Origin of the sequence: Paenochrobactrum sp. BZR 201-1 (genome assembly GCF_044987585.2) — a bacterium.
GTDB lineage: Bacteria > Pseudomonadota > Alphaproteobacteria > Rhizobiales > Rhizobiaceae > Paenochrobactrum > Paenochrobactrum pullorum.
The window spans coordinates 174,010-191,841 of record NZ_JBJDRZ020000001.1; the positions used below are offsets into that span (position 1 = coordinate 174,010).

Annotated in this window: 22 protein-coding genes; 13 read left to right on the forward strand and 9 right to left on the reverse strand. The window is 48.4% G+C overall.

Features of this window, described 5'->3' with window-relative positions:
- Together coaE and dnaQ are read left to right on the forward strand one after the other, a co-directional pair.
- Positions 1-585, forward strand: coding sequence for a dephospho-CoA kinase (gene coaE, locus ACI0FR_RS01000; protein WP_374828845.1), 585 nt, complete (start codon positions 1-3; stop codon positions 583-585).
- A gap of 37 nt (positions 586-622) precedes the next feature.
- Positions 623-1,327, forward strand: coding sequence for a DNA polymerase III subunit epsilon (gene dnaQ, locus ACI0FR_RS01005; RefSeq protein WP_404906775.1), 705 nt, complete (start codon positions 623-625; stop codon positions 1,325-1,327).
- Between the two features lie 70 nt (positions 1,328-1,397).
- On the opposite strand, the gene secB is transcribed toward dnaQ, so the two are convergent.
- Complete coding sequence (gene secB / locus ACI0FR_RS01010; RefSeq protein WP_374828847.1) at positions 1,398-1,886, reverse strand: protein-export chaperone SecB; 489 nt, start codon at positions 1,884-1,886, stop codon at positions 1,398-1,400.
- A gap of 119 nt (positions 1,887-2,005) precedes the next feature.
- Positions 2,006-2,518 (reverse strand): FxsA family protein, encoded by a 513-nt coding sequence (locus tag ACI0FR_RS01015; RefSeq protein WP_404906774.1) that lies wholly within the window; start codon positions 2,516-2,518, stop codon positions 2,006-2,008.
- Between the two features lie 453 nt (positions 2,519-2,971).
- Between ACI0FR_RS01015 and ACI0FR_RS01020 the strand changes: the two genes are divergently transcribed.
- The 3 genes from ACI0FR_RS01020 (at position 2,972) to ACI0FR_RS01030 (ending at position 4,833) form a co-directional block, all read left to right on the forward strand.
- On the forward strand, positions 2,972-3,685 hold the full coding sequence (locus ACI0FR_RS01020) for a Tim44/TimA family putative adaptor protein (protein ID WP_404906773.1): 714 nt from the start codon (positions 2,972-2,974) through the stop codon (positions 3,683-3,685).
- A 168-nt stretch (positions 3,686-3,853) separates the two neighbouring features.
- Positions 3,854-4,435 carry a Smr/MutS family protein gene (locus ACI0FR_RS01025; protein WP_404906772.1) on the forward strand — a complete coding sequence of 194 codons (582 nt, stop codon included), beginning with the start codon at positions 3,854-3,856 and terminating at the stop codon, positions 4,433-4,435.
- Positions 4,432-4,833, forward strand: a complete 402-nt coding sequence (locus ACI0FR_RS01030; RefSeq protein ID WP_374828851.1) for a helix-turn-helix domain-containing protein — start codon at positions 4,432-4,434, stop codon at positions 4,831-4,833. The genes ACI0FR_RS01025 and ACI0FR_RS01030 overlap by 4 nt, the downstream gene beginning before the upstream one ends.
- A gap of 10 nt (positions 4,834-4,843) precedes the next feature.
- Here the strand turns inward: ACI0FR_RS01030 and ACI0FR_RS01035 are convergent, their stop codons facing one another.
- The 3 genes from ACI0FR_RS01035 to hslV all read right to left on the reverse strand — a co-directional run bounded on the left by ACI0FR_RS01035 (position 4,844) and on the right by hslV (position 7,951).
- Positions 4,844-5,824 carry a DUF1402 family protein gene (locus tag ACI0FR_RS01035; RefSeq protein WP_374828852.1) on the reverse strand — a complete coding sequence of 327 codons (981 nt, stop codon included), beginning with the start codon at positions 5,822-5,824 and terminating at the stop codon, positions 4,844-4,846.
- Positions 5,825-5,972: 148 nt separating this feature from the next.
- The gene (gene hslU, locus ACI0FR_RS01040) at positions 5,973-7,274 is read right to left on the reverse strand and encodes an ATP-dependent protease ATPase subunit HslU (RefSeq protein WP_374828853.1); all 1,302 of its coding nucleotides are present in this window, start codon (positions 7,272-7,274) and stop codon (positions 5,973-5,975) included.
- Between the two features lie 122 nt (positions 7,275-7,396).
- A complete protein-coding gene (gene hslV / locus ACI0FR_RS01045; protein WP_374828854.1) occupies positions 7,397-7,951 on the reverse strand; it encodes an ATP-dependent protease subunit HslV in 555 nt (184 codons plus the stop codon).
- A gap of 301 nt (positions 7,952-8,252) precedes the next feature.
- Between hslV and hisB the strand changes: the two genes are divergently transcribed.
- From hisB to coaA, 7 genes are read left to right on the forward strand one after another with little or no spacing between them, the layout of a single operon-like run.
- Positions 8,253-8,861 (forward strand): imidazoleglycerol-phosphate dehydratase HisB, encoded by a 609-nt coding sequence (gene hisB / locus ACI0FR_RS01050; RefSeq protein ID WP_404906771.1) that lies wholly within the window; start codon positions 8,253-8,255, stop codon positions 8,859-8,861.
- A gap of 2 nt (positions 8,862-8,863) precedes the next feature.
- Positions 8,864-9,367 carry a DUF2628 domain-containing protein gene (locus ACI0FR_RS01055; RefSeq protein ID WP_404906770.1) on the forward strand — a complete coding sequence of 168 codons (504 nt, stop codon included), beginning with the start codon at positions 8,864-8,866 and terminating at the stop codon, positions 9,365-9,367.
- Positions 9,367-10,017 (forward strand): imidazole glycerol phosphate synthase subunit HisH, encoded by a 651-nt coding sequence (hisH, locus tag ACI0FR_RS01060; RefSeq protein WP_374828857.1) that lies wholly within the window; start codon positions 9,367-9,369, stop codon positions 10,015-10,017. The genes ACI0FR_RS01055 and hisH overlap by 1 nt, the downstream gene beginning before the upstream one ends.
- Positions 10,014-10,766: a 1-(5-phosphoribosyl)-5-[(5-phosphoribosylamino)methylideneamino]imidazole-4-carboxamide isomerase gene (hisA, locus tag ACI0FR_RS01065; protein WP_404906769.1), complete on the forward strand. Its 753-nt coding sequence runs from the start codon at positions 10,014-10,016 to the stop codon at positions 10,764-10,766. The genes hisH and hisA overlap by 4 nt, the downstream gene beginning before the upstream one ends.
- Positions 10,767-10,799: 33 nt before the next feature.
- Positions 10,800-11,582, forward strand: a complete 783-nt coding sequence (gene hisF, locus ACI0FR_RS01070) for an imidazole glycerol phosphate synthase subunit HisF (RefSeq protein WP_404906768.1) — start codon at positions 10,800-10,802, stop codon at positions 11,580-11,582.
- Positions 11,583-11,620: 38 nt separating this feature from the next.
- Entirely contained in the window at positions 11,621-11,944 is a 324-nt protein-coding gene (locus ACI0FR_RS01075; protein WP_404906767.1) for a phosphoribosyl-ATP diphosphatase, read from the forward strand.
- A 12-nt stretch (positions 11,945-11,956) separates the two neighbouring features.
- Positions 11,957-12,925 carry a type I pantothenate kinase gene (coaA, locus tag ACI0FR_RS01080; protein WP_374828861.1) on the forward strand — a complete coding sequence of 323 codons (969 nt, stop codon included), beginning with the start codon at positions 11,957-11,959 and terminating at the stop codon, positions 12,923-12,925.
- Between the two features lie 40 nt (positions 12,926-12,965).
- Here the strand turns inward: coaA and ACI0FR_RS01085 are convergent, their stop codons facing one another.
- From ACI0FR_RS01085 to ACI0FR_RS01100, 4 genes are all read right to left on the reverse strand, one after another.
- On the reverse strand, positions 12,966-13,856 hold the full coding sequence (locus ACI0FR_RS01085) for a ribokinase (protein WP_404906766.1): 891 nt from the start codon (positions 13,854-13,856) through the stop codon (positions 12,966-12,968).
- Between the two features lie 113 nt (positions 13,857-13,969).
- Positions 13,970-14,419 (reverse strand): peptidoglycan-binding protein LysM, encoded by a 450-nt coding sequence (gene lysM / locus ACI0FR_RS01090; RefSeq protein ID WP_374828863.1) that lies wholly within the window; start codon positions 14,417-14,419, stop codon positions 13,970-13,972.
- 144 nt (positions 14,420-14,563) lie between these two features.
- Complete coding sequence (arfB, locus tag ACI0FR_RS01095; protein WP_404906765.1) at positions 14,564-15,001, reverse strand: alternative ribosome rescue aminoacyl-tRNA hydrolase ArfB; 438 nt, start codon at positions 14,999-15,001, stop codon at positions 14,564-14,566.
- 93 nt (positions 15,002-15,094) lie between these two features.
- Complete coding sequence (locus tag ACI0FR_RS01100; protein WP_404906764.1) at positions 15,095-16,705, reverse strand: phosphoenolpyruvate carboxykinase; 1,611 nt, start codon at positions 16,703-16,705, stop codon at positions 15,095-15,097.
- 338 nt (positions 16,706-17,043) lie between these two features.
- Here ACI0FR_RS01100 and ACI0FR_RS01105 point away from each other — a divergent pair, with 338 nt between their 5' ends.
- Positions 17,044-17,763: a response regulator transcription factor gene (locus ACI0FR_RS01105; RefSeq protein ID WP_374828865.1), complete on the forward strand. Its 720-nt coding sequence runs from the start codon at positions 17,044-17,046 to the stop codon at positions 17,761-17,763.
- The last annotated feature ends 69 nt before the right edge of the window (positions 17,764-17,832 follow it).

Sequence of the window (17,832 nt, forward strand, 5' to 3'; positions counted from 1 at the left end):
ATGATCATTGTCGGTCTGACCGGTTCTATCGGAATGGGTAAATCCACCGCTGCCAAAATGTTTGAGAAGGCTGGTGTGCCGGTTTATGATGCTGATGAAACGGTGCACCGGCTCTATGCCGGTCGAGCCAGCCCGCTGATTGAGCAGGCTTTTCCGGGCACAGTGATTGACGGTATGGTTGACCGTAAAAAACTGTCGCAGGCAGTGCTCAATGATAGCCAGGCTATGAAAAAGCTTGAATCAATTGTGCATCCATTGGTGCATGAAGAAGAAAGCATGTTTCTGGAACAGGCAAAATTTGATCGCGAGCCGATGGTGGTGCTTGATATTCCGCTACTTTTCGAGGCGGGAGGTAAAGATCGGGTGGATTGCATTGTGGTCGTGAGTGCTCCGGCCGATGTTCAGCTTAAACGTGTGCTGGCCAGAGAAGGTATGACGGTTGAAAAATTTGAATCTATTTTGAGCCGGCAGCTGAGTGATGACGAAAAGCGTGCAAAAGCTGATTTTATCATTGATAGCAATGTTAGTTTTGAGGCTATGCAGCAGCAGATTAATGCAATCATCGCACAATTGAGCAATGGTTGAGGCACAAATAAAGTTTGGCAAAAAGGCATAAATGAAAATGCGTGAAATCGTTTTCGATACTGAAACCACGGGTCTTTCCCGTGTGGACGATCGGGTTATTGAAATCGGCGGCGTGGAAATGGTCAATCGTTTCCTCACCGGTCGCACATTTCATGTCTATATTAACCCGCAAGGCAAAGAAGTGCATCCGGATGCATTGGCTGTGCATGGTATCAGCAATGAACAGCTTTTAGACAAGCCGGTTTTTGCCGATATTGTCGATGATTTTCTTGCGTTTTTTGAGGGTGCCAAACTGGTCGCGCATAATGCGATGTTTGACCTTGGTTTTATCAATGCGGAATTGGATCGTTTGGGGCGCGAGCCGATCGGTACCGACCGGATAGTAGATACATTAGCACTGGCCCGCCGGCGCAATCCGATGGGGCCCAATACGCTTGATGCGCTCTGCCGTCGTTATGGCATCGATAACAGCCACCGCACATTGCACGGCGCCTTGCTTGACTCTGAAATTTTGGCCGAAGTTTATATCGAGCTGATCGGCGGTAAACAGACGGCGCTTGGTTTAAACAGTGACAGAGGTCAGGAAAATAGCAACCAATCGGGTTCTGGCCAAAAAGTTCAATTGGCTAAACGCCCCTCACCTTTGGCTCCAAGGATAAGCGAGACTGAAAAATCAGCCCATGATGCTTTGGTGGCCAAAATGGGTGATAAAGCGATCTGGAAAAAATATATGTCCGGTTAAAGCCGAATAAAGTTCAATAAAAAGCCCGGATGTTTATCCGGGCCTTTTTATGTTTCAGTTTTAAAACTGATTAGCTTTTAACGGCGTTTTTAGCCTGTTCTTCAGCCATGCGCTGCTGGAACATCTGAGCAAAATCGATAGGGTCGATCATCAGTGGCGGGAAGCCGCCATTACGGGTTGCATCAGCAATGATCTGACGGGCAAACGGGAACAGCAGGCGCGGGCATTCAATGAACAACAGCGGCAGAACATGTTCCTGCGGGATGCCCTGAATACGGAATACACCACCATAAACCAGTTCTGCATTGAACAGAACGTCTTTATCGTCGGTTGCTTTGGCGGTCAGGGTCAGCACAACATCAAAATCGTCCTGCGCAATCGGGTTGGCATTGACGTTGACATTGATGCTGATTGCAGGGGCTTTTTCACGCGGACGCAGTGACATCGGCGCGCCCGGGCTTTCGAATGAAAGATCCTTGATATATTGAGCCAGAATATTCAGTGATGGCTCAACAGCTGGATTAGCCGAACCGTTTCCATTCGTCGCTTCATTTGCCATTTTCAAAAAAACCTTTTTTTGTTTGAGCGGGATCCTGAATGTCCCGAATTCAGTTCAGTTGGCTAGCATGTGTTTCTCTATGAGGCAAGAAACTGCTTTAAATCTTGAAGCTTCAAGCTTCATTTATCCTGATTATTTGGTCGCCATGGTGAATTCGGATCAGATTTACTGGAAAAATCTTCAGGATCGAGATCAATGATATTGTCATCATTAGATCTGTCGCTGTAATTTGTATGATTGGTGTAGCTGCCGGCATTTGTATAAGTTCCGGCAACAACCATTTTACCGCGTAAAAAACGGTTCCAGACAAAATCGCGCACAGGCGGCATGAAAAGCAGCAAGCCAAAAGCACTGGTGACAAATCCCGGTACGATCAAAAGAATGACCGCCATTACCAGCATGGCGCCATGCACAACTTCACGATCAGGAACACGACCGGCAGCTGTTTCTGAGCGGATGCGCTGTAACAGGCTGAAACCTTGGATACGCAGCAGAAAAAAGCCCAGTATAGCGCTCAAAATCAGCAGCCCGATGGTTGCCAATACACCCACATGGCTTCCGACAATGATAAAACCTGCAATCTCGACAAAAGGTAACGCCAGTAAGAGAAGCGGTGCATAGGAAGATGGCATTGAGAAAAGGCCTTTCACTTGCCTGAGGTTTTTGCGTTGTTTGCGCTTACATGAATTTTATTATCCACATTGATGCGGCAGTATTGCGGTTAAAATGCTATATTTGCAGCTTTTGCGCTTGAAATATATGCATTTGCAACGAAATACATATAAGATACATGGCATAAATGAGCTTCATGCGGTTACAGATAGGTATGCGGGGTCTGAATTTGAATGTTTAGCTTGCGCAATCTATATGTTTTTTGAATACAAGCGCATCCCAAAAACCGCGTAGCGGTTTTTGGAATAAGATGCGCGGTGAGAATGAGCCGCATCCCAAAAAGTGCGTAGCGGTTTTTGGATCAGATGCATCAAATGAACTGAACAGAGCATTTTATTAATTATGAATGCTTCAGGTGAAATTCAGATCCGGTTATGCTAGAGTGAAGCACGGATCCTAACATGGCGCAGGGTATGGAATTTTTTGATTTTGGCACAATTTTCTTCTTGATCGCAGCTGTTGTGATTTTCTTCCAGCTGAGAAATGTTCTTGGCACCCGCACAGGCAATGAAAAACCGCCCCTTGATCCTTATACAACGCAAAAACCGGCAGATGCAGCACAGCCGCAAAATGGCGATGATGCAGATAATGTGATTTCATTGCCGCGCAAAGCCGGTGCTGAACAGCCGGTTAAAGATTTTCGTTCCATTGATGCTGTGGCGCCGGTTGGTTCACCCATCAATGATAAGTTGCGTGCCATCCGCGCCATGGATGCTTCATTTGATCCAAAAACTTTCATTAAAGGCTTAAAGCTTGCGCATGAAATGATTGTGATGGGATATGCTGACGGCGATCGTAAATTGCTGAAAAACCTTCTTTCCAAAGAAGTGTATGACGGCTTTGTTTCAGCGATTGATGAGCGTGAAAAGCGCGGTGAAAAACAGCGCTCCACTTATATCGGTGTGGAAAAAGCTGACATCACAGCAGTGGAAATCAAAGGTTCGGAAGCCCATATTACAGTTTCGCTGTTAAGTCAGATGATTACTTCCACTTTGGATAAACAAGATAATGTTATCGATGGTGATCCGGAAGCTGTTATTGAAGTGAAGGATCTTTGGACATTTGCGCGTGATTTGAAATCGCGCGATCCAAACTGGCGTTTGGTGGCAACCGAGGCAGAGGACTAAGGGTCTTTCTGCTTTTAGCAACCTTAATCTTTTGTGATCCGGATTCGGACAAGTGTTGTATAAAATAAAATTTGGATTTTCCGGGCAGTCAGTGCTGCCCGGGTGTTTATTTCTCAAAGAATTTATAACGGCTTTCGCCGTTTTTTTGCGTTGTAAGGAGCATTGAAGATGGCTCCTAAAAATTATTTACGCGCAGAAGACCGGATTTTATGGGAAACGGTTGCCAAAACCGCTTTGCCTATTTCCGGCAAACATCACCTGAAATCGGCAATGGATGATTTTGATTTGTGGGAACAGGAAGTGGCCCCCAAATCAAAGCCATCGGCTGCACCTCAGTTTAAAAAGCTTGCTGTATCTAAGGAAGATGCAAAGCCTGTTGTGGTAAAACCAAAACAGCCAGAGATTTATCCGCTCGATAAACCAACGCATCGCAAGATTGCAAAAGGACGGCTTAATATTGATGCAAGGATAGACCTGCACGGGCTAACGCAGCGCGAGGCGTATAATTTATTATACGGTTTTTTGGCGGATGCTCATGCCAGAGGTTTGCGTCATGTGTTGATTATCACCGGCAAGGGGCGATCTTACGGCAGTGAAGGCGTGCTGAAACAAGTGGTACCGCATTGGTTTTCGACGCCGATTTTTCGGTTGCTGGTCAGTGCTTATGAAGATGCGGCACATCATCATGGCGGGCATGGTGCGCTTTATGTGCGATTGCGTCGCGCCGTTTCAACGGGGTTATCCCTATGACCCCTTTTGGCCAACGGTTGAGGGAGTTGCGCGAAAAGCGTGGCGTAAGCCAAAAGGAAATGGCGGAAGCTTTGCGCGTTTCTGCGGCCTATTTGTCGGCACTTGAGCATGGGCGGCGCGGTGCGCCCACATGGGACATGTTGCAACGTATCATCACCTATTTCAATATCATTTGGGATGAAGCGGAAGAACTGCAGCAATTAGCGAAAATTTCGCATCCGCGTGTGGTGATTGATACGGCTGGTTTGAGCCCGCAAGCCACTGAACTTGCCAATTTATTATCTAAAAATATTCGTATTCTGGATCGTGAGACGATCAAAATCATGACTGAACAGATTGATGCGGCGCGCAAGCGCCGCCGCAATAAATCAATCCGTCACGGTTTGACTGTCATTTAAAGTTTGACTGTTATTTAAAAAAAGCTTTCAGCTCATCCAGTTTGGTATTAACGAGCCAGCCATAATAATTTTCCTGTGGCATCAAAGCTGGTTGTCCTGCTGCTTTGCGATTTTTATTGGTTTGTGCCAAGGCGCGTGCGCGGTCATCAGCGCCACCGGTATTATATAAGGTAGCAGTCAGACCCGGATTTTTTGAAATATCAAAACCGGCAATCTGACGATAAGAGGTGATCGATTGTTTAATGGTCGCTGCAATATATGGCAGGGTCAAATCCGGATCCATAATGGTTTTATAGATGGTGGTGCCATCTTCGGCGCGCAGTTTCGGCAAGCCTGATACACGGTTGACCATGTCGGACATTTGCAGCGCAGTCAGCGGGTTGATCTGGCCAAGGCCAAAGGTTTGGCCTGCATAAAATGGCTGGAAGAAGACAGCGCTGAAACGATTGTTCGGGTAAGATTTACCATCAAGTTTTTTGCCGCGGAATTTTGCATTCCAAACATCTTCGCGGCACCCCCAAAGCGTGTAGCTGTCTTTAAAGCGCTCACAGCCGGCAAATTCAGGGCGTTTGATAAAATTGGCAATGCTTTCGCCATTATAGGCGAAATCCACACCCTGATTTACATAGGACATTGCCTTCACATAATAGGTCTGCAAACGGTCATAAACATCCACATTATAGGTATGTTCGCCGACAATCGCGCCAACAATATGGATCGGATCAATGCCGTATGCTGATGCGTTAGCGCGGATTTTTGAGCGCAACGATGCATCATTTTTGAGCAATGTATAGATTTTCTGGTATTTCTTTTCGTAAGTGGTGCTCAGTTCTTTGGTGCGTTTAGCAGAAGCACCCGGAATGGCCGGCTGCTGCGCATTGCGGTTGCCGGTTGGCACAACGGTGGCGCTATAAGCTGGTTGGCTGAGAACTGGGCTTGCAAGCACTACGGACAGGCAAATGCCGGCGATGAGGTTCAGTCGGCTAATCATATTGCTGTAACGTGCCTCGGTAAGTGAAAGAATACGAATATAAGTTGTGCGGAAAATAAAAAATCCCCCCGCACAAGTCGAGGGGATTTTTCAAATTCTTAATTAACTATTGCGAACGTGTCTTTCCGGTCACTTATATTCACATTAATCATAGGATAAAGCGTGAAAGATCGGTGTTCTTGGCCAGATCGCCAACCATTTTACGCACATAATCAGCATCCACCGTGAAAGATGATCCGGATTTATCCGGTGCGGCAAACGAAATTTCATCCAGCACACGTTCCATCACTGTCTGCAAACGCCGCGCACCGATATTTTCAACTGTTGCATTAAGATCAACGGCAATATCAGCTAAAGCATCAATTGCATCATCGGTGATGTCGAGTTTGACTTCTTCAGTTGCCATCAAAGCAATATATTGTTTGATGAGGCTCACTTCGGTTTCGGTCAAAATGCGACGCAGATCCTCACGGGTCAGTGCGCTGAGTTCAACGCGGATCGGCAGACGACCCTGCAATTCAGGCAACAGGTCGGATGGCTTGGAAACGTGGAAAGCACCCGATGCGATGAAAAGAATATGATCGGTTTTCACCGGCCCATATTTGGTTGAAACGGTTGTTCCTTCCACCAGTGGCAACAGATCCCGCTGCACACCTTCACGCGAAACACCGGCACCCGAGCCGCCTTCGCGGGCGATCTTGTCGATCTCGTCGAGGAAGACAATACCGTCATTTTCGGTTGCTTTGAGTGCCTCCTGAATAACCTGATCCTGATCCAGCAGCTTGTCGGATTCATCGGTTATCAACAATGCATAAGAGTTTTTAACACTGGTTTTGCGTTGTTTGGTACGGCCGCCCATGGCTTTGCCAAGCATGTCGCTCAAATTCAGCACGCCGATATTGGCGCCCGGCATGCCCGGAATTTCAAAATTGTTGGATGAGCCGTTGTCGGCCACCTCAATTTCGATTTCTTTGTCGTCCAATTCGCCATCACGCAATTTCTTGCGGAAGCTGTCACGGGTGGCAGGGCTTGCAGTTTTACCAACCAATGCATCGAGTACGCGTTCTTCGGCATTGATGTGGGCTTTGGCTTTGACCTCTTCGCGCTTTTTCTCGCGCACAAGACCGATAGCGGCTTCAACCAGATCACGAATGATCTGTTCGACGTCACGCCCGACATAGCCGACTTCGGTAAATTTGGTGGCTTCGACCTTGATGAAAGGCGCACCGGCCAATTTGGCAAGACGACGGGAGATTTCGGTTTTACCAACGCCGGTTGGTCCGATCATCAGGATGTTTTTTGGCATCACTTCTTCGCGCATCTGGCCGTCAAGCTGCTGACGTCTCCAGCGATTGCGTAAAGCAATGGCGACGGCGCGCTTGGCGTCGTTCTGGCCAATAATGTAGCGATCAAGTTCAGAAACAATTTCACGCGGTGAAAAATTTGACATTATTTTTATAATCCATCGGCCGTTACCTGAATAAATTGAAAGGGCAAAAACGGCTTTCCTGTGAGCTGATTGGATGATGAGAGGCGATCTTCGCCTCTCGGTTGCTCTTAAAATGTGAGCGCTTATTTCGCGTCGAGCGATTCCACCAGAATGCTATGATTGGTATAGATGCAGATATCTGCAGCAATATTCATAGCTTTGAGGGCAATTTCTTCTGCGTCAAGATCGGTATCAATAAGTGCTCTGGCAGCAGCCAGCGCATAATTGCCACCCGAGCCAATGGCCATTACGCCATGTTCCGGCTCCAGCACGTCACCGGTGCCGGTGAGTGCCAAAGTCACATTGGCATCGGCCACCAGCATCATGGCTTCTAATTTCCGCAAATAGCGGTCGGTACGCCAGTCCTTTGCAAGTTCCACACATGCACGCATCAATTGGTCAGGATATTGCTCAAGCTTGGCTTCCAGTCGCTCCAGCAGGGTAAAAGCATCAGCCGTTGCACCGGCAAAACCGGCAATCACATTGCCTTTGCTCAAGCGGCGCACTTTACGCGCATTGCCTTTCATAACGGTATTGCCAAGCGAGACCTGCCCGTCACCGGCGATGACGACTTTGTCGCCTTTGCGCACGGTTACGATTGTGGTGCCATAAATGGTTGTGGGATTATGATTGATCATGGATACTCCTTAGGCGACCGCTCAGATTCCTGTTTACTCAGGCAATCATGGCGACCCCGACCGATCTTAGCTGATCCTGAATATGTGACGCGGTGATACGATTTACAAGAAATCACCCGCACTTCATTTTGGTTTTATGTATGAAATTGACAAAGAAATGCAAATAATAAGGCGGTGTGGCGCAATAAATTAAGCCAATTGATGGCCGCACCCCATCAAAGCATTTGGAAAAAGGCGCAACCTGTTCTAGAACGCTGGCAATAAATGCCTATGGGGCCAATATATACATATGGGAAAAGATATGGTTTCTGACAGCGCACGCAAAGCAAGTATTGAACGTTCCACCAACGAAACCGGAATTGCTGTTTCGGTGAATTTGGACGGAACCGGCCAATTTGATATTCAAACCGGCGTTGGTTTCTTCGACCACATGCTTGATCAGCTGTCACGACATTCTCTGATTGATATGCATATCCGCACCAAAGGCGATACGCATATTGATGACCACCATACAGTTGAAGATACCGGCATTGCATTGGGCAAAGCCGTGGCTGAAGCTTTGGGCGAGCGCCGCGGTATTGTGCGATATGCCTCGCTTGATCTGGCAATGGATGAAACTTTGACCCGCGCCGCTTTGGATGTGTCGGGACGCCCTTTCCTCGTTTGGGATGTGCCGTTCAATGCGCCGAAGATCGGCACTTTCGACACCGAGCTGGTGCAGGAGTTTTTTCAGGCTTTCGCTATGAATGCAGGCATCACGCTGCATGTTAAAAACCATTACGGCAGCAATAACCATCATATTGCCGAAACTGTTTTTAAAGCAGTGGCGCGCGCTTTACGGGTTGCTATTGAAACTGATCCGCGCCAAAAAAATGCGATACCTTCAACCAAGGGCACTTTAAAAGGTTAGTCATGGCAAGCTTTGTCGTTCTGGAACCAGAAGGCTTAAACGAAAAGGTACAGGTGGACGCTACTGTCATAGTACGTGACGGCATTGCGCTCTTCGCGCTGATTGTGCCTTTTTTCTGGCTCTTGTCCAAACGGCTTTGGCTGGAAGCATTTGTCGTGTTGGCGGCAACACTTGCCATTGGCAGTGCGGCGACAACACAATTTGCGCCCGCTGTTCCATTTCTGATTTTTCTTGTTTCTGTGCTGGTGGCACTCGAAGGCAATAATTGGCGGATCGCCAAATTGCGCCGTCGCGGCTTTGTTGAAAAGGCTGTGATTGATGCCAATGATTTAGGCGAGGCGGAAATCCGCTATTTCGTCGATCATGCAAATTTGTGTCAACAGCCGCAGAGTGGCGGTTCAGTGACAGAAACAACCAATCAGCAAAGACAGTTGAAGTCCCCTCCCCAATTCCCACATATCGGTTCACAGATTGGTCTTGTGAGTCACCGCGGAGATAATTCTTAATGCGTGTTGCCATTATTGATTACGGATCAGGCAATCTGCGCTCCGTTGCCAAAGCATTTGAACGTGCCGGCAATGATGTGCATCCTTCTATTGAAATTGACGTGACATCAGACGCGCATCGTGTGGCGCATGCCGATTATATTGTGTTGCCGGGTGTTGGCGCTTATGCCGATTGTAAACATGGGCTTTCACTCGTGCCGGATATGATCGAAACATTGCAGAAAACGGTAGTTGAGCAGGCACGCCCCTTCCTCGGCATTTGTGTCGGCATGCAATTGATGGCAGAGCGTGGCCTTGAAAAGCAAGTGACTGAAGGCCTTGGCTGGATTGCCGGTGATGTGCGTGAAATCAAAGTTTCAGACCCGAGTTTAAAAATTCCCCAGATCGGCTGGAATAAGATTCACGTGAAACATTCCCATCCCCTCTTTGCGAATATCGCAACCGGCGATGATGGATTGCACGCCTATTACGTCCATTCTTACATGCTGGATGCTAAAAATCCTGAGGATGTTTTGGCCACAAGTGAGTATGGCGAAACAATCACTGCGGCTGTTGCGCGCGATAATATGGCTGGAACGCAGTTCCATCCGGAAAAAAGTCAGGCTCTCGGGCTGGCTTTGATTGCTAATTTCTTGAAGTGGAAGCCATGATTTTATTTCCTGCGATTGATCTTAAAGAAGGCGAATGCGTCCGTTTGAAACTGGGCGATATGGATCAGGCGACGGTCTATAATCAGGACCCTGCCGCACAGGCCAAAGCATTTGAAGATCAGGGTTTTGAATGGCTGCATGTGGTTGATCTCAACGGTGCCTTCGCCGGTGAAAGTGTTAATGGTGCGGCGGTTGATGCGATTTTGAAAGCCACCAAAAATCCGGTGCAGCTGGGTGGTGGTATCCGCTCATTGCAGCATATCGAAAATTGGCTTTCGCGCGGGCTATCACGCGTCATTTTAGGCACGGTTGCGGTGCGTGATCCGGCTCTTGTCATCGAAGCCTGTAAAGAGTTTCCGGGCAAAGTGGCTGTCGGCATTGACGCCAAAGGCGGCAAAGTCGCGGTTGAAGGTTGGGCGGAAGCCTCCGAACTTGGCGTGATTGAACTGGCGCAGAAGTTTGAAGGCGCCGGTGTGGCGGCAATCATTTACACTGATATTGACCGTGACGGTATTCTGGCTGGTATTAATTGGGAGTCAACTCTCAGCCTTGCAGATGAGGTTTCCATTCCGGTAATTGCATCCGGAGGCTTGGCTTCGATGCAGGATATTGAACGCATGACTATGCCCGATGCGCGCAAGCTTGAAGGTGCTATTTCAGGACGTGCGCTTTATGATGGCCGCATTGATCCGGCACAGGCACTTGCTTTGTTGAAAGCAGCCCGCCTTGAAGTGGCAAGTCGTGGCTAAAAATAAAATAATCTCGCCGAATGGGGGCTTAGAATGCTGAAAGCACGTGTTATTCCTTGTCTGGACGTGAAAGACGGACGCGTTGTCAAAGGCGTCAATTTTGTTGATCTGATTGATGCCGGTGATCCGGTGGAAGCGGCTAAAGCTTATGATGCGGCCGGAGCCGACGAATTGTGCTTTCTCGATATTACGGCAACCTCCGACAATCGTGATACGATTTTTGATGTGGTTTCGCGCACCGCTGAACAATGCTTCATGCCGCTCACTGTTGGTGGTGGCGTGCGGGCTGTTGGCGATATTCGCAAATTATTGCTGGCGGGTGCCGACAAAGTTTCCATCAATACAGCGGCGGTAAAAAATCCGGACTTTGTCGCAGAAGCTGCCGACAAATTCGGCAACCAATGTATTGTCGTGGCGATTGATGCGAAAAAAGTGTCGAGCGCCAATGAAACAGATCGATGGGAAATTTTCACGCATGGCGGGCGTGAACGTACCGGCATTGATGCGATCGAATTTGCGCAGAAAATGGCTGATTTGGGTGCAGGTGAAATTCTTCTCACCTCGATGGATCGTGACGGTACCAAAGCTGGTTATGACATTGCGCTGACCCGTGCGGTGGCTGACAGCGTAAGGGTGCCGGTGATTGCATCGGGTGGCGTTGGTACGCTTGATCATATGGTGGAAGGTATTCGTGACGGTCATGCTGCGGCGGTGCTGGCGGCCTCCATTTTCCATTTTGGCACTTATACGATTGAAGAAGCAAAACGCACCCTGGCAGATGCCGGAATTCCTGTGCGCCTTGATCCTTTGCCATAATAAAAAACTGATGAGCGGGAACAGCTCCGGAGAAAACGATGAGCAGATTTACCCTTGAAGCGCTGGAAACCATTATTGCCGAGCGCGCCGCCAGCACGGATGGTTCGTCCTATACAGCTTCTTTAATGCGTAAAGGCCAACCGAAAGCTGCCCAAAAGCTTGGCGAAGAAGCGGTGGAAACGATCATTGCAGCGCTTGCTGGTGATAAGTCGGAAGTCGTGTCTGAAAGTGCGGATCTTCTCTATCACCTTTTGGTGGTGTGGAAAATTGCCGGTGTTTCTTTGGATGATGTTTTGGCCGAGCTTCAGCGCCGCACATCGCAAACGGGTCTTGAGGAAAAAGCTGCACGCGGCAACGCATAAGGACGCGCTCTCATGTGGGAAAAAGTGGATCAGCTTGCACCCGGACAATATTCGCCTTATCGCCTGTTTTCCGCCAATGAGTGGTCGGAATTTCGTGCGGATACGCCCCTCACCCTGACGGCTGATGAGGTTAAACGGCTGCGCTCTTTAGGCGATCCGATTGATCTGGATGAAGTGCGCCATATTTATCTGTCGCTGTCGCGTTTGTTGTCGGCGCATGTGGAAGCAAGCCAGCTGCTGTTTCAACAGCGCAAGCAATTCCTCAATATGGATGATACGTTTAAAACACCGTTCATCATCGGTATTGCCGGTTCGGTGGCGGTGGGTAAATCTACCACAGCGCGTATCCTGAAGGAATTGTTGGCACGCTGGCCTTCGAGCCCGAAAGTTGATCTCGTCACCACTGACGGCTTTCTATATCCCAATGAAGTGCTGCGTGAGCATAATATGATGGATCGCAAAGGCTTTCCGGAAAGTTATGATGTGGGCGCAGTTTTACGCTTTTTGTCGGCTATCAAAGCAGGCATCGGGCAGGTACGCGCACCACTTTATTCGCACCTGACTTATGATGTATTGGCGGATGAATATATCACCATTGATAAACCGGATATTCTGATTTTCGAAGGCATCAATGTGTTGCAGGTTCGTGACCTGCCGGAAGACGGCAAGATGGTGCCGTTCGTATCCGACTTCTTTGATTTTTCCATTTATATTGATGCGGAAACCGACCAGATTCATAAGTGGTATATTGATCGGTTTATGAGCTTGCGTGAGACAGCTTTCCAAAATCCGAAGTCTTTCTTTCACCGTTATTCACAGCTGTCGGAAACCACAGCGCGTTCTATCGGTGAAGGGCTGTGGGAAAATATCAACCTGATCAATTTGCGGGAAAATATTCTGCCGACACGGCCTCGTGCAGATCTGATCTTGCGTAAAGGCAATGATCACCTGATTGAAGAAGTCGCTTTAAGAAAGATTTGAAAATAAAAAAGTCCGACCTGTTGAGCCGGATTTTTTAGTTTTAAGCCATGTGATTGGCGATAAACTGGTCTGTCTCTTGGGCGCGCGGGATCGTTTGCTGGCTGCCTCTGCGCGTACAGGCAATGGCCGCAGCAACAGATGCACGTTCCATGGCTGCGCCAAGTTTCAAACCTTTGTCGAGGGCTGAGGCCAGCACACCAACAAAACAATCACCAGCTCCGGTGGTGTCTTTGACATCCACGGCCACGGTTTTCATTTGAATGAGTTGACCGTCCATAAACGCTTCGGCTCCCTCGCCGCCCAGTGTGCGTAAAATGCCGGTGTTGAGATGGGTTGAAAGGCTTTTAGCGTCAGGCGGACAATCAAGCCATTGGCCAAGTGCTTCCGCTTCATCTTCATTGACGACAATTAGACCGCATAGCGACAACACATCATCTGGCAAGCGATAGGCTGGTGCCAGATTGAGTATCGCCAGCGCTTTAGTTGCATTGGTGCGACGGATGAGCTTCTCGACCTCTTCCAGTTTGTTTTCCATCTGCATCAAAACGATATTGGCGTTTTTCAGATATGCGTCTTCAATCACAGCCGAGGAAGCGTGTAAATTTGCACCTGATGCCACCGCAATCATATTATTGCCGTGGCTGTCGGTATAAACGGAAGCACAACCGGTTGGCGCTGCAAGACGCTCAACACGGCTGATATTGGCGAATTTTTCCAGATTACTGAGGCCTATCTGCGCGAGCGCATCTGTGCCCACTGCCCCATACATTAAAACCTCAGCGCCATCACGCGCCGCAGCCAAAGCTTGGTTGCCGCCCTTGCCACCTGCCTCTGTGTGGAAATCATTGGCCAGTAATGTTTGGCCCGCACGCGGCATTTCGGTTAGCTGAAACATGAAGTCCACATTGATCGAACCAAAGGTAATGATCATAATATGTCTCCGGTTTTATATTCTTAACCTAAGGTGGCATAAAAAAAGCCCCACCGAAATTTCAGACTATAAGTCTTTCGGTGGAGCCTTTCATTTAAAATATATAATAAATTCTAGTCGAGCTCAGGAATACGAAGCACCTGACCCGGATAGATTTTGTCGGGCGAGGTCAGCATCGGTTTGTTAGCTTCAAAGATAATATTGTTTTTAGCGCCTTTGCCTTTACCATATTGTGCTTCGGCGATTTTCCAAAGATTGTCTCCTTTTTTCACGGTATAGAAAACAGGCTCTTTATCGCCGGCTGCACCATCGACGGTGAGCTCCGAGGCTTCCACTTTCGAAACACCGAGCGAGTTACCCACAGCGATAATAGCTTTTTCAAAAGCGGATTGGTCTTTGACAGTACCCTTCAGCACGGCTTTATCACCATCAACCACAACCTGCACATCTTCGGTGCCGAGCTTGTGAGAGTCCAATTCCTTTTTCAGATCATCTGCTTTTGGCTCATCTTCGCCAAAGCCAAGCTTGGTGCCTACAGACTTAACAAAATCGAAAATACCCATCAAAGTAGCTCCTCGTTACAGTTGTGCCGGAAGTGTAGTGCGGAAATTGCAGCTGTCCAAGAAAATAAGTCAAATTGGCAGGAAACTTATTCTAAAAGACGATGATGGCGAATTGTGACACAGGTTTTTGTCAGAAATATTCGATTAGTCAAAATTAACTTTGCCGCGCTTTTTCTTGACATCAGAACGCCCCGCTTTTTGTTTCAGGCGGCGCTCAACCGAGCCTTTGGTGGGCTTGGTTTTTCGCCTTGGCGGTGGCGGTGGTACGGCGGCCTCGGCAATCAGCGCGATCATTTTTTCACGCGCATCAAGACGGTTGCGTTCCTGTAAACGAAAGCGGCTTGCTTCAATCAGAATATCCCCGTCTTTGGTGGCGCGCTGTCCGGCAAGCTTGATGAGGCGCTCCAGCACATCTTGCTCCAGTCCCGCTTGTGCGGCCAAAAACCGCAACTGCACAGCGGTGGAAACTTTATTGACGTTCTGTCCGCCCGGTCCTGACGACCGGATAAAGCTTTCTTCCAGATCATTTTCATGAATATGGATGCGGTGATTGATGCGGATGCGGTTTTTATTCTCTTCCATGGGCACGATATTACACGAAAAACAGGTTAAAATCAGCATGAAAAAACCCGACTTTTTCAAGCCGGGTTTTTCAAATTCAGATATTTAAAGCGCTTATTCAGCGGCCGTCCGGGTTGCAGGTGCAGCAGAGCGCACATCGCTGTCCACATGGGCTTCAAACTTTTCAAAAGCCTTGATGAACATATCAACGAGTTTGGCTGCCTGTTTGTCATAGGAGGCTTTATCTGCCCATGTGGAACGCGGGTTGAGAATTGCACTATCCACACCTGGCACAGCAACAGGAACTTCAAAGCCGAAGTTTTCGTCGGTGCGGAATTCAACCGAGTTTAGCGAACCATCAAGTGCCGAGCTCAGCAATGCACGGGTAGCTTTAATCGGCATACGGTTTCCGGTGCCGTAAGCACCGCCTGTCCAACCGGTATTAACCAGCCAGCAATCCACATTGTGTTCAGCAATCAATGCGCGCAGCAGATTGCCGTATTCCGATGGATGGCGCGGCATGAAAGGCGCACCAAAGCAGGTTGAAAACGTTGCTTCCGGTTCGGTCACGCCTTTTTCGGTGCCTGCAACTTTAGCGGTGTAGCCGGACAGGAAGTGATACATCGCCTGTGCCGGTGTCAGCTTGGCAATTGGAGGCATAACACCAAAAGCATCAGCAGTAAGCATGATGATGTTCTTAGGCTGACCGCCCTTGCCTGTCTTGCTTGCATTTGGGATGAAGTTCAGCGGATAGGCGCAACGGGTGTTTTCGGTCAGTGTTCCATCGTCGAAATCAGGCTGACGGTTATCATCCAGCACAACATTTTCAAGCACTGTGCCGAAACGCTGGGTGGTCGCGTAAATTTCCGGTTCTGCTTCTGCCGACAGACGGATGGTTTTGGCATAGCAGCCGCCTTCAAAGTTGAAGATGCCGTCTTTGCCCCAGCCATGTTCGTCATCACCAATCAATGTGCGGCTAGGATCAGCCGACAAAGTCGTTTTACCGGTGCCGGAAAGACCAAAGAAAATGGCAGTGTCGCCGTCTTTGCCTTCATTGGCCGAGCAATGCATTGGCATAACGCCCTTGGCAGGCAAAAGATAGTTAAGAGCGGTGAAAACAGATTTCTTCATTTCGCCGGCATAAGATGTGCCGCCGATGAGAACGATTTTGCGGGTCAGATCCACTGCAATCACGGTTTCCGTGCGGCAGCCATAGCGCGCAGGGTCAGCCTTGAAGGATGGCAGATCAATGATGGTCATCTGCGGAACGTAAGTGCTAAGATCACTTTCCTCAGGACGGATGAGCAGATTGCGGATGAACAAAGAATGCCATGCAAATTCTGTAATCACACGTGCATTGATGGAATTGTCTTTGTCTGCGCCGCCGATCAGATCCTGTACAAACAGTTCTTTGCCTTTGGCGTGTTCGATGAAATCGGCATGAAGCAGGTCAAAGGCTTCCGGTGTCATCGGCTTGTTGTTGTCCCACCAAACCTGATCTTCGGTATTGGCATCACGGACAACAAATTTGTCTTTAGGTGAGCGGCCGGTGTGCTGGCCGGTGCGGGCAACGATTGCGCCCTGCGCAGTCAATTCTGCTTCACCACGACGGATTGATTCTTCATAAAGCTTCGCCGGTCCAAAATTATAATAGACTGCAGAGAGCTCCTTCAGTCCTGAAGTGGCAATGGAAGCGGCGGTATTGTGGATGCCGATCTCGCTCATAGTATCTCCGCGATCTGTTTAAAAATTATTGAACACTGCCGGTGTTTGTCATCTTGCTTTCATCGGCGCGATGCGAGTCCAAAACATTTTAAATAAAATAATTCAAATGTTTAATCGATTTAAAAAAATTTAAAAATTTTTAAATCGGTTAGAACGGACTATCAGGGTTGTTTTTTGGAAAAAATCACAACCAAAGATTGTTTTCAGCTGTGGAAGACTTATTTACGGACAGAAAATGCCTTTGCCACATTTTGTACCTAATTTGTACTGCACAAGCGCAAAGAATTATAGTAGTTTTGACATCTGCTGATTTGCTTAAATCAAGGAAAGGCGACCGTATGAAGGAAGTATCCGCAACACAAACGATTGCTCTGGTCGATGATGATCGTAATATTCTGACCTCCGTTTCAATTGCTTTGGAGTCAGAGGGCTATCGTGTTGAGACTTATACGGATGGTGCCTCGGCACTTGATGGTCTGACGGCGCGGCCGCCAAATCTTGCTATCTTCGATATTAAAATGCCGCGTATGGATGGAATGGAATTACTGCGCCGTTTGCGTCAGAAATCCGATCTGCCGGTTATCTTTCTCACTTCCAAAGATGATGAGATTGATGAGCTGTTCGGCCTTAAAATGGGTGCGGATGATTTTATTACCAAGCCGTTTTCGCAACGTTTGCTGGTGGAACGCGTAAAAGCGGTGCTGCGCCGTGTGGCAGCGCGTGACGGTACGGCCAAGTCAAGCGGCCAGCAGGCTCGTTCCCTTGAGCGCGGCCAGTTGGTGATGGATCAGGAGCGCCATACATGCACATGGAAAGGGGAACCGGTTATATTGACTGTGACCGAATTCCTCATTCTGCATTCTTTGGCGCAGCGTCCGGGCGTGGTTAAAAGCCGTGATGCCTTGATGGATGCCGCTTATGACGAACAGGTCTATGTGGATGATCGTACCATCGACAGCCATATCAAGCGTCTGCGTAAGAAATTTAAGCAGGTTGACGACAGTTTCGAGATGATTGAAACGCTTTATGGGGTTGGCTATCGCTTCCGCGAAGCTTAAATTATCGCAGAATTTTCATTTGTGAGCCAAAATCCGAAAGGCGATAAAGCAGCTTATGGTCGTTCAGGC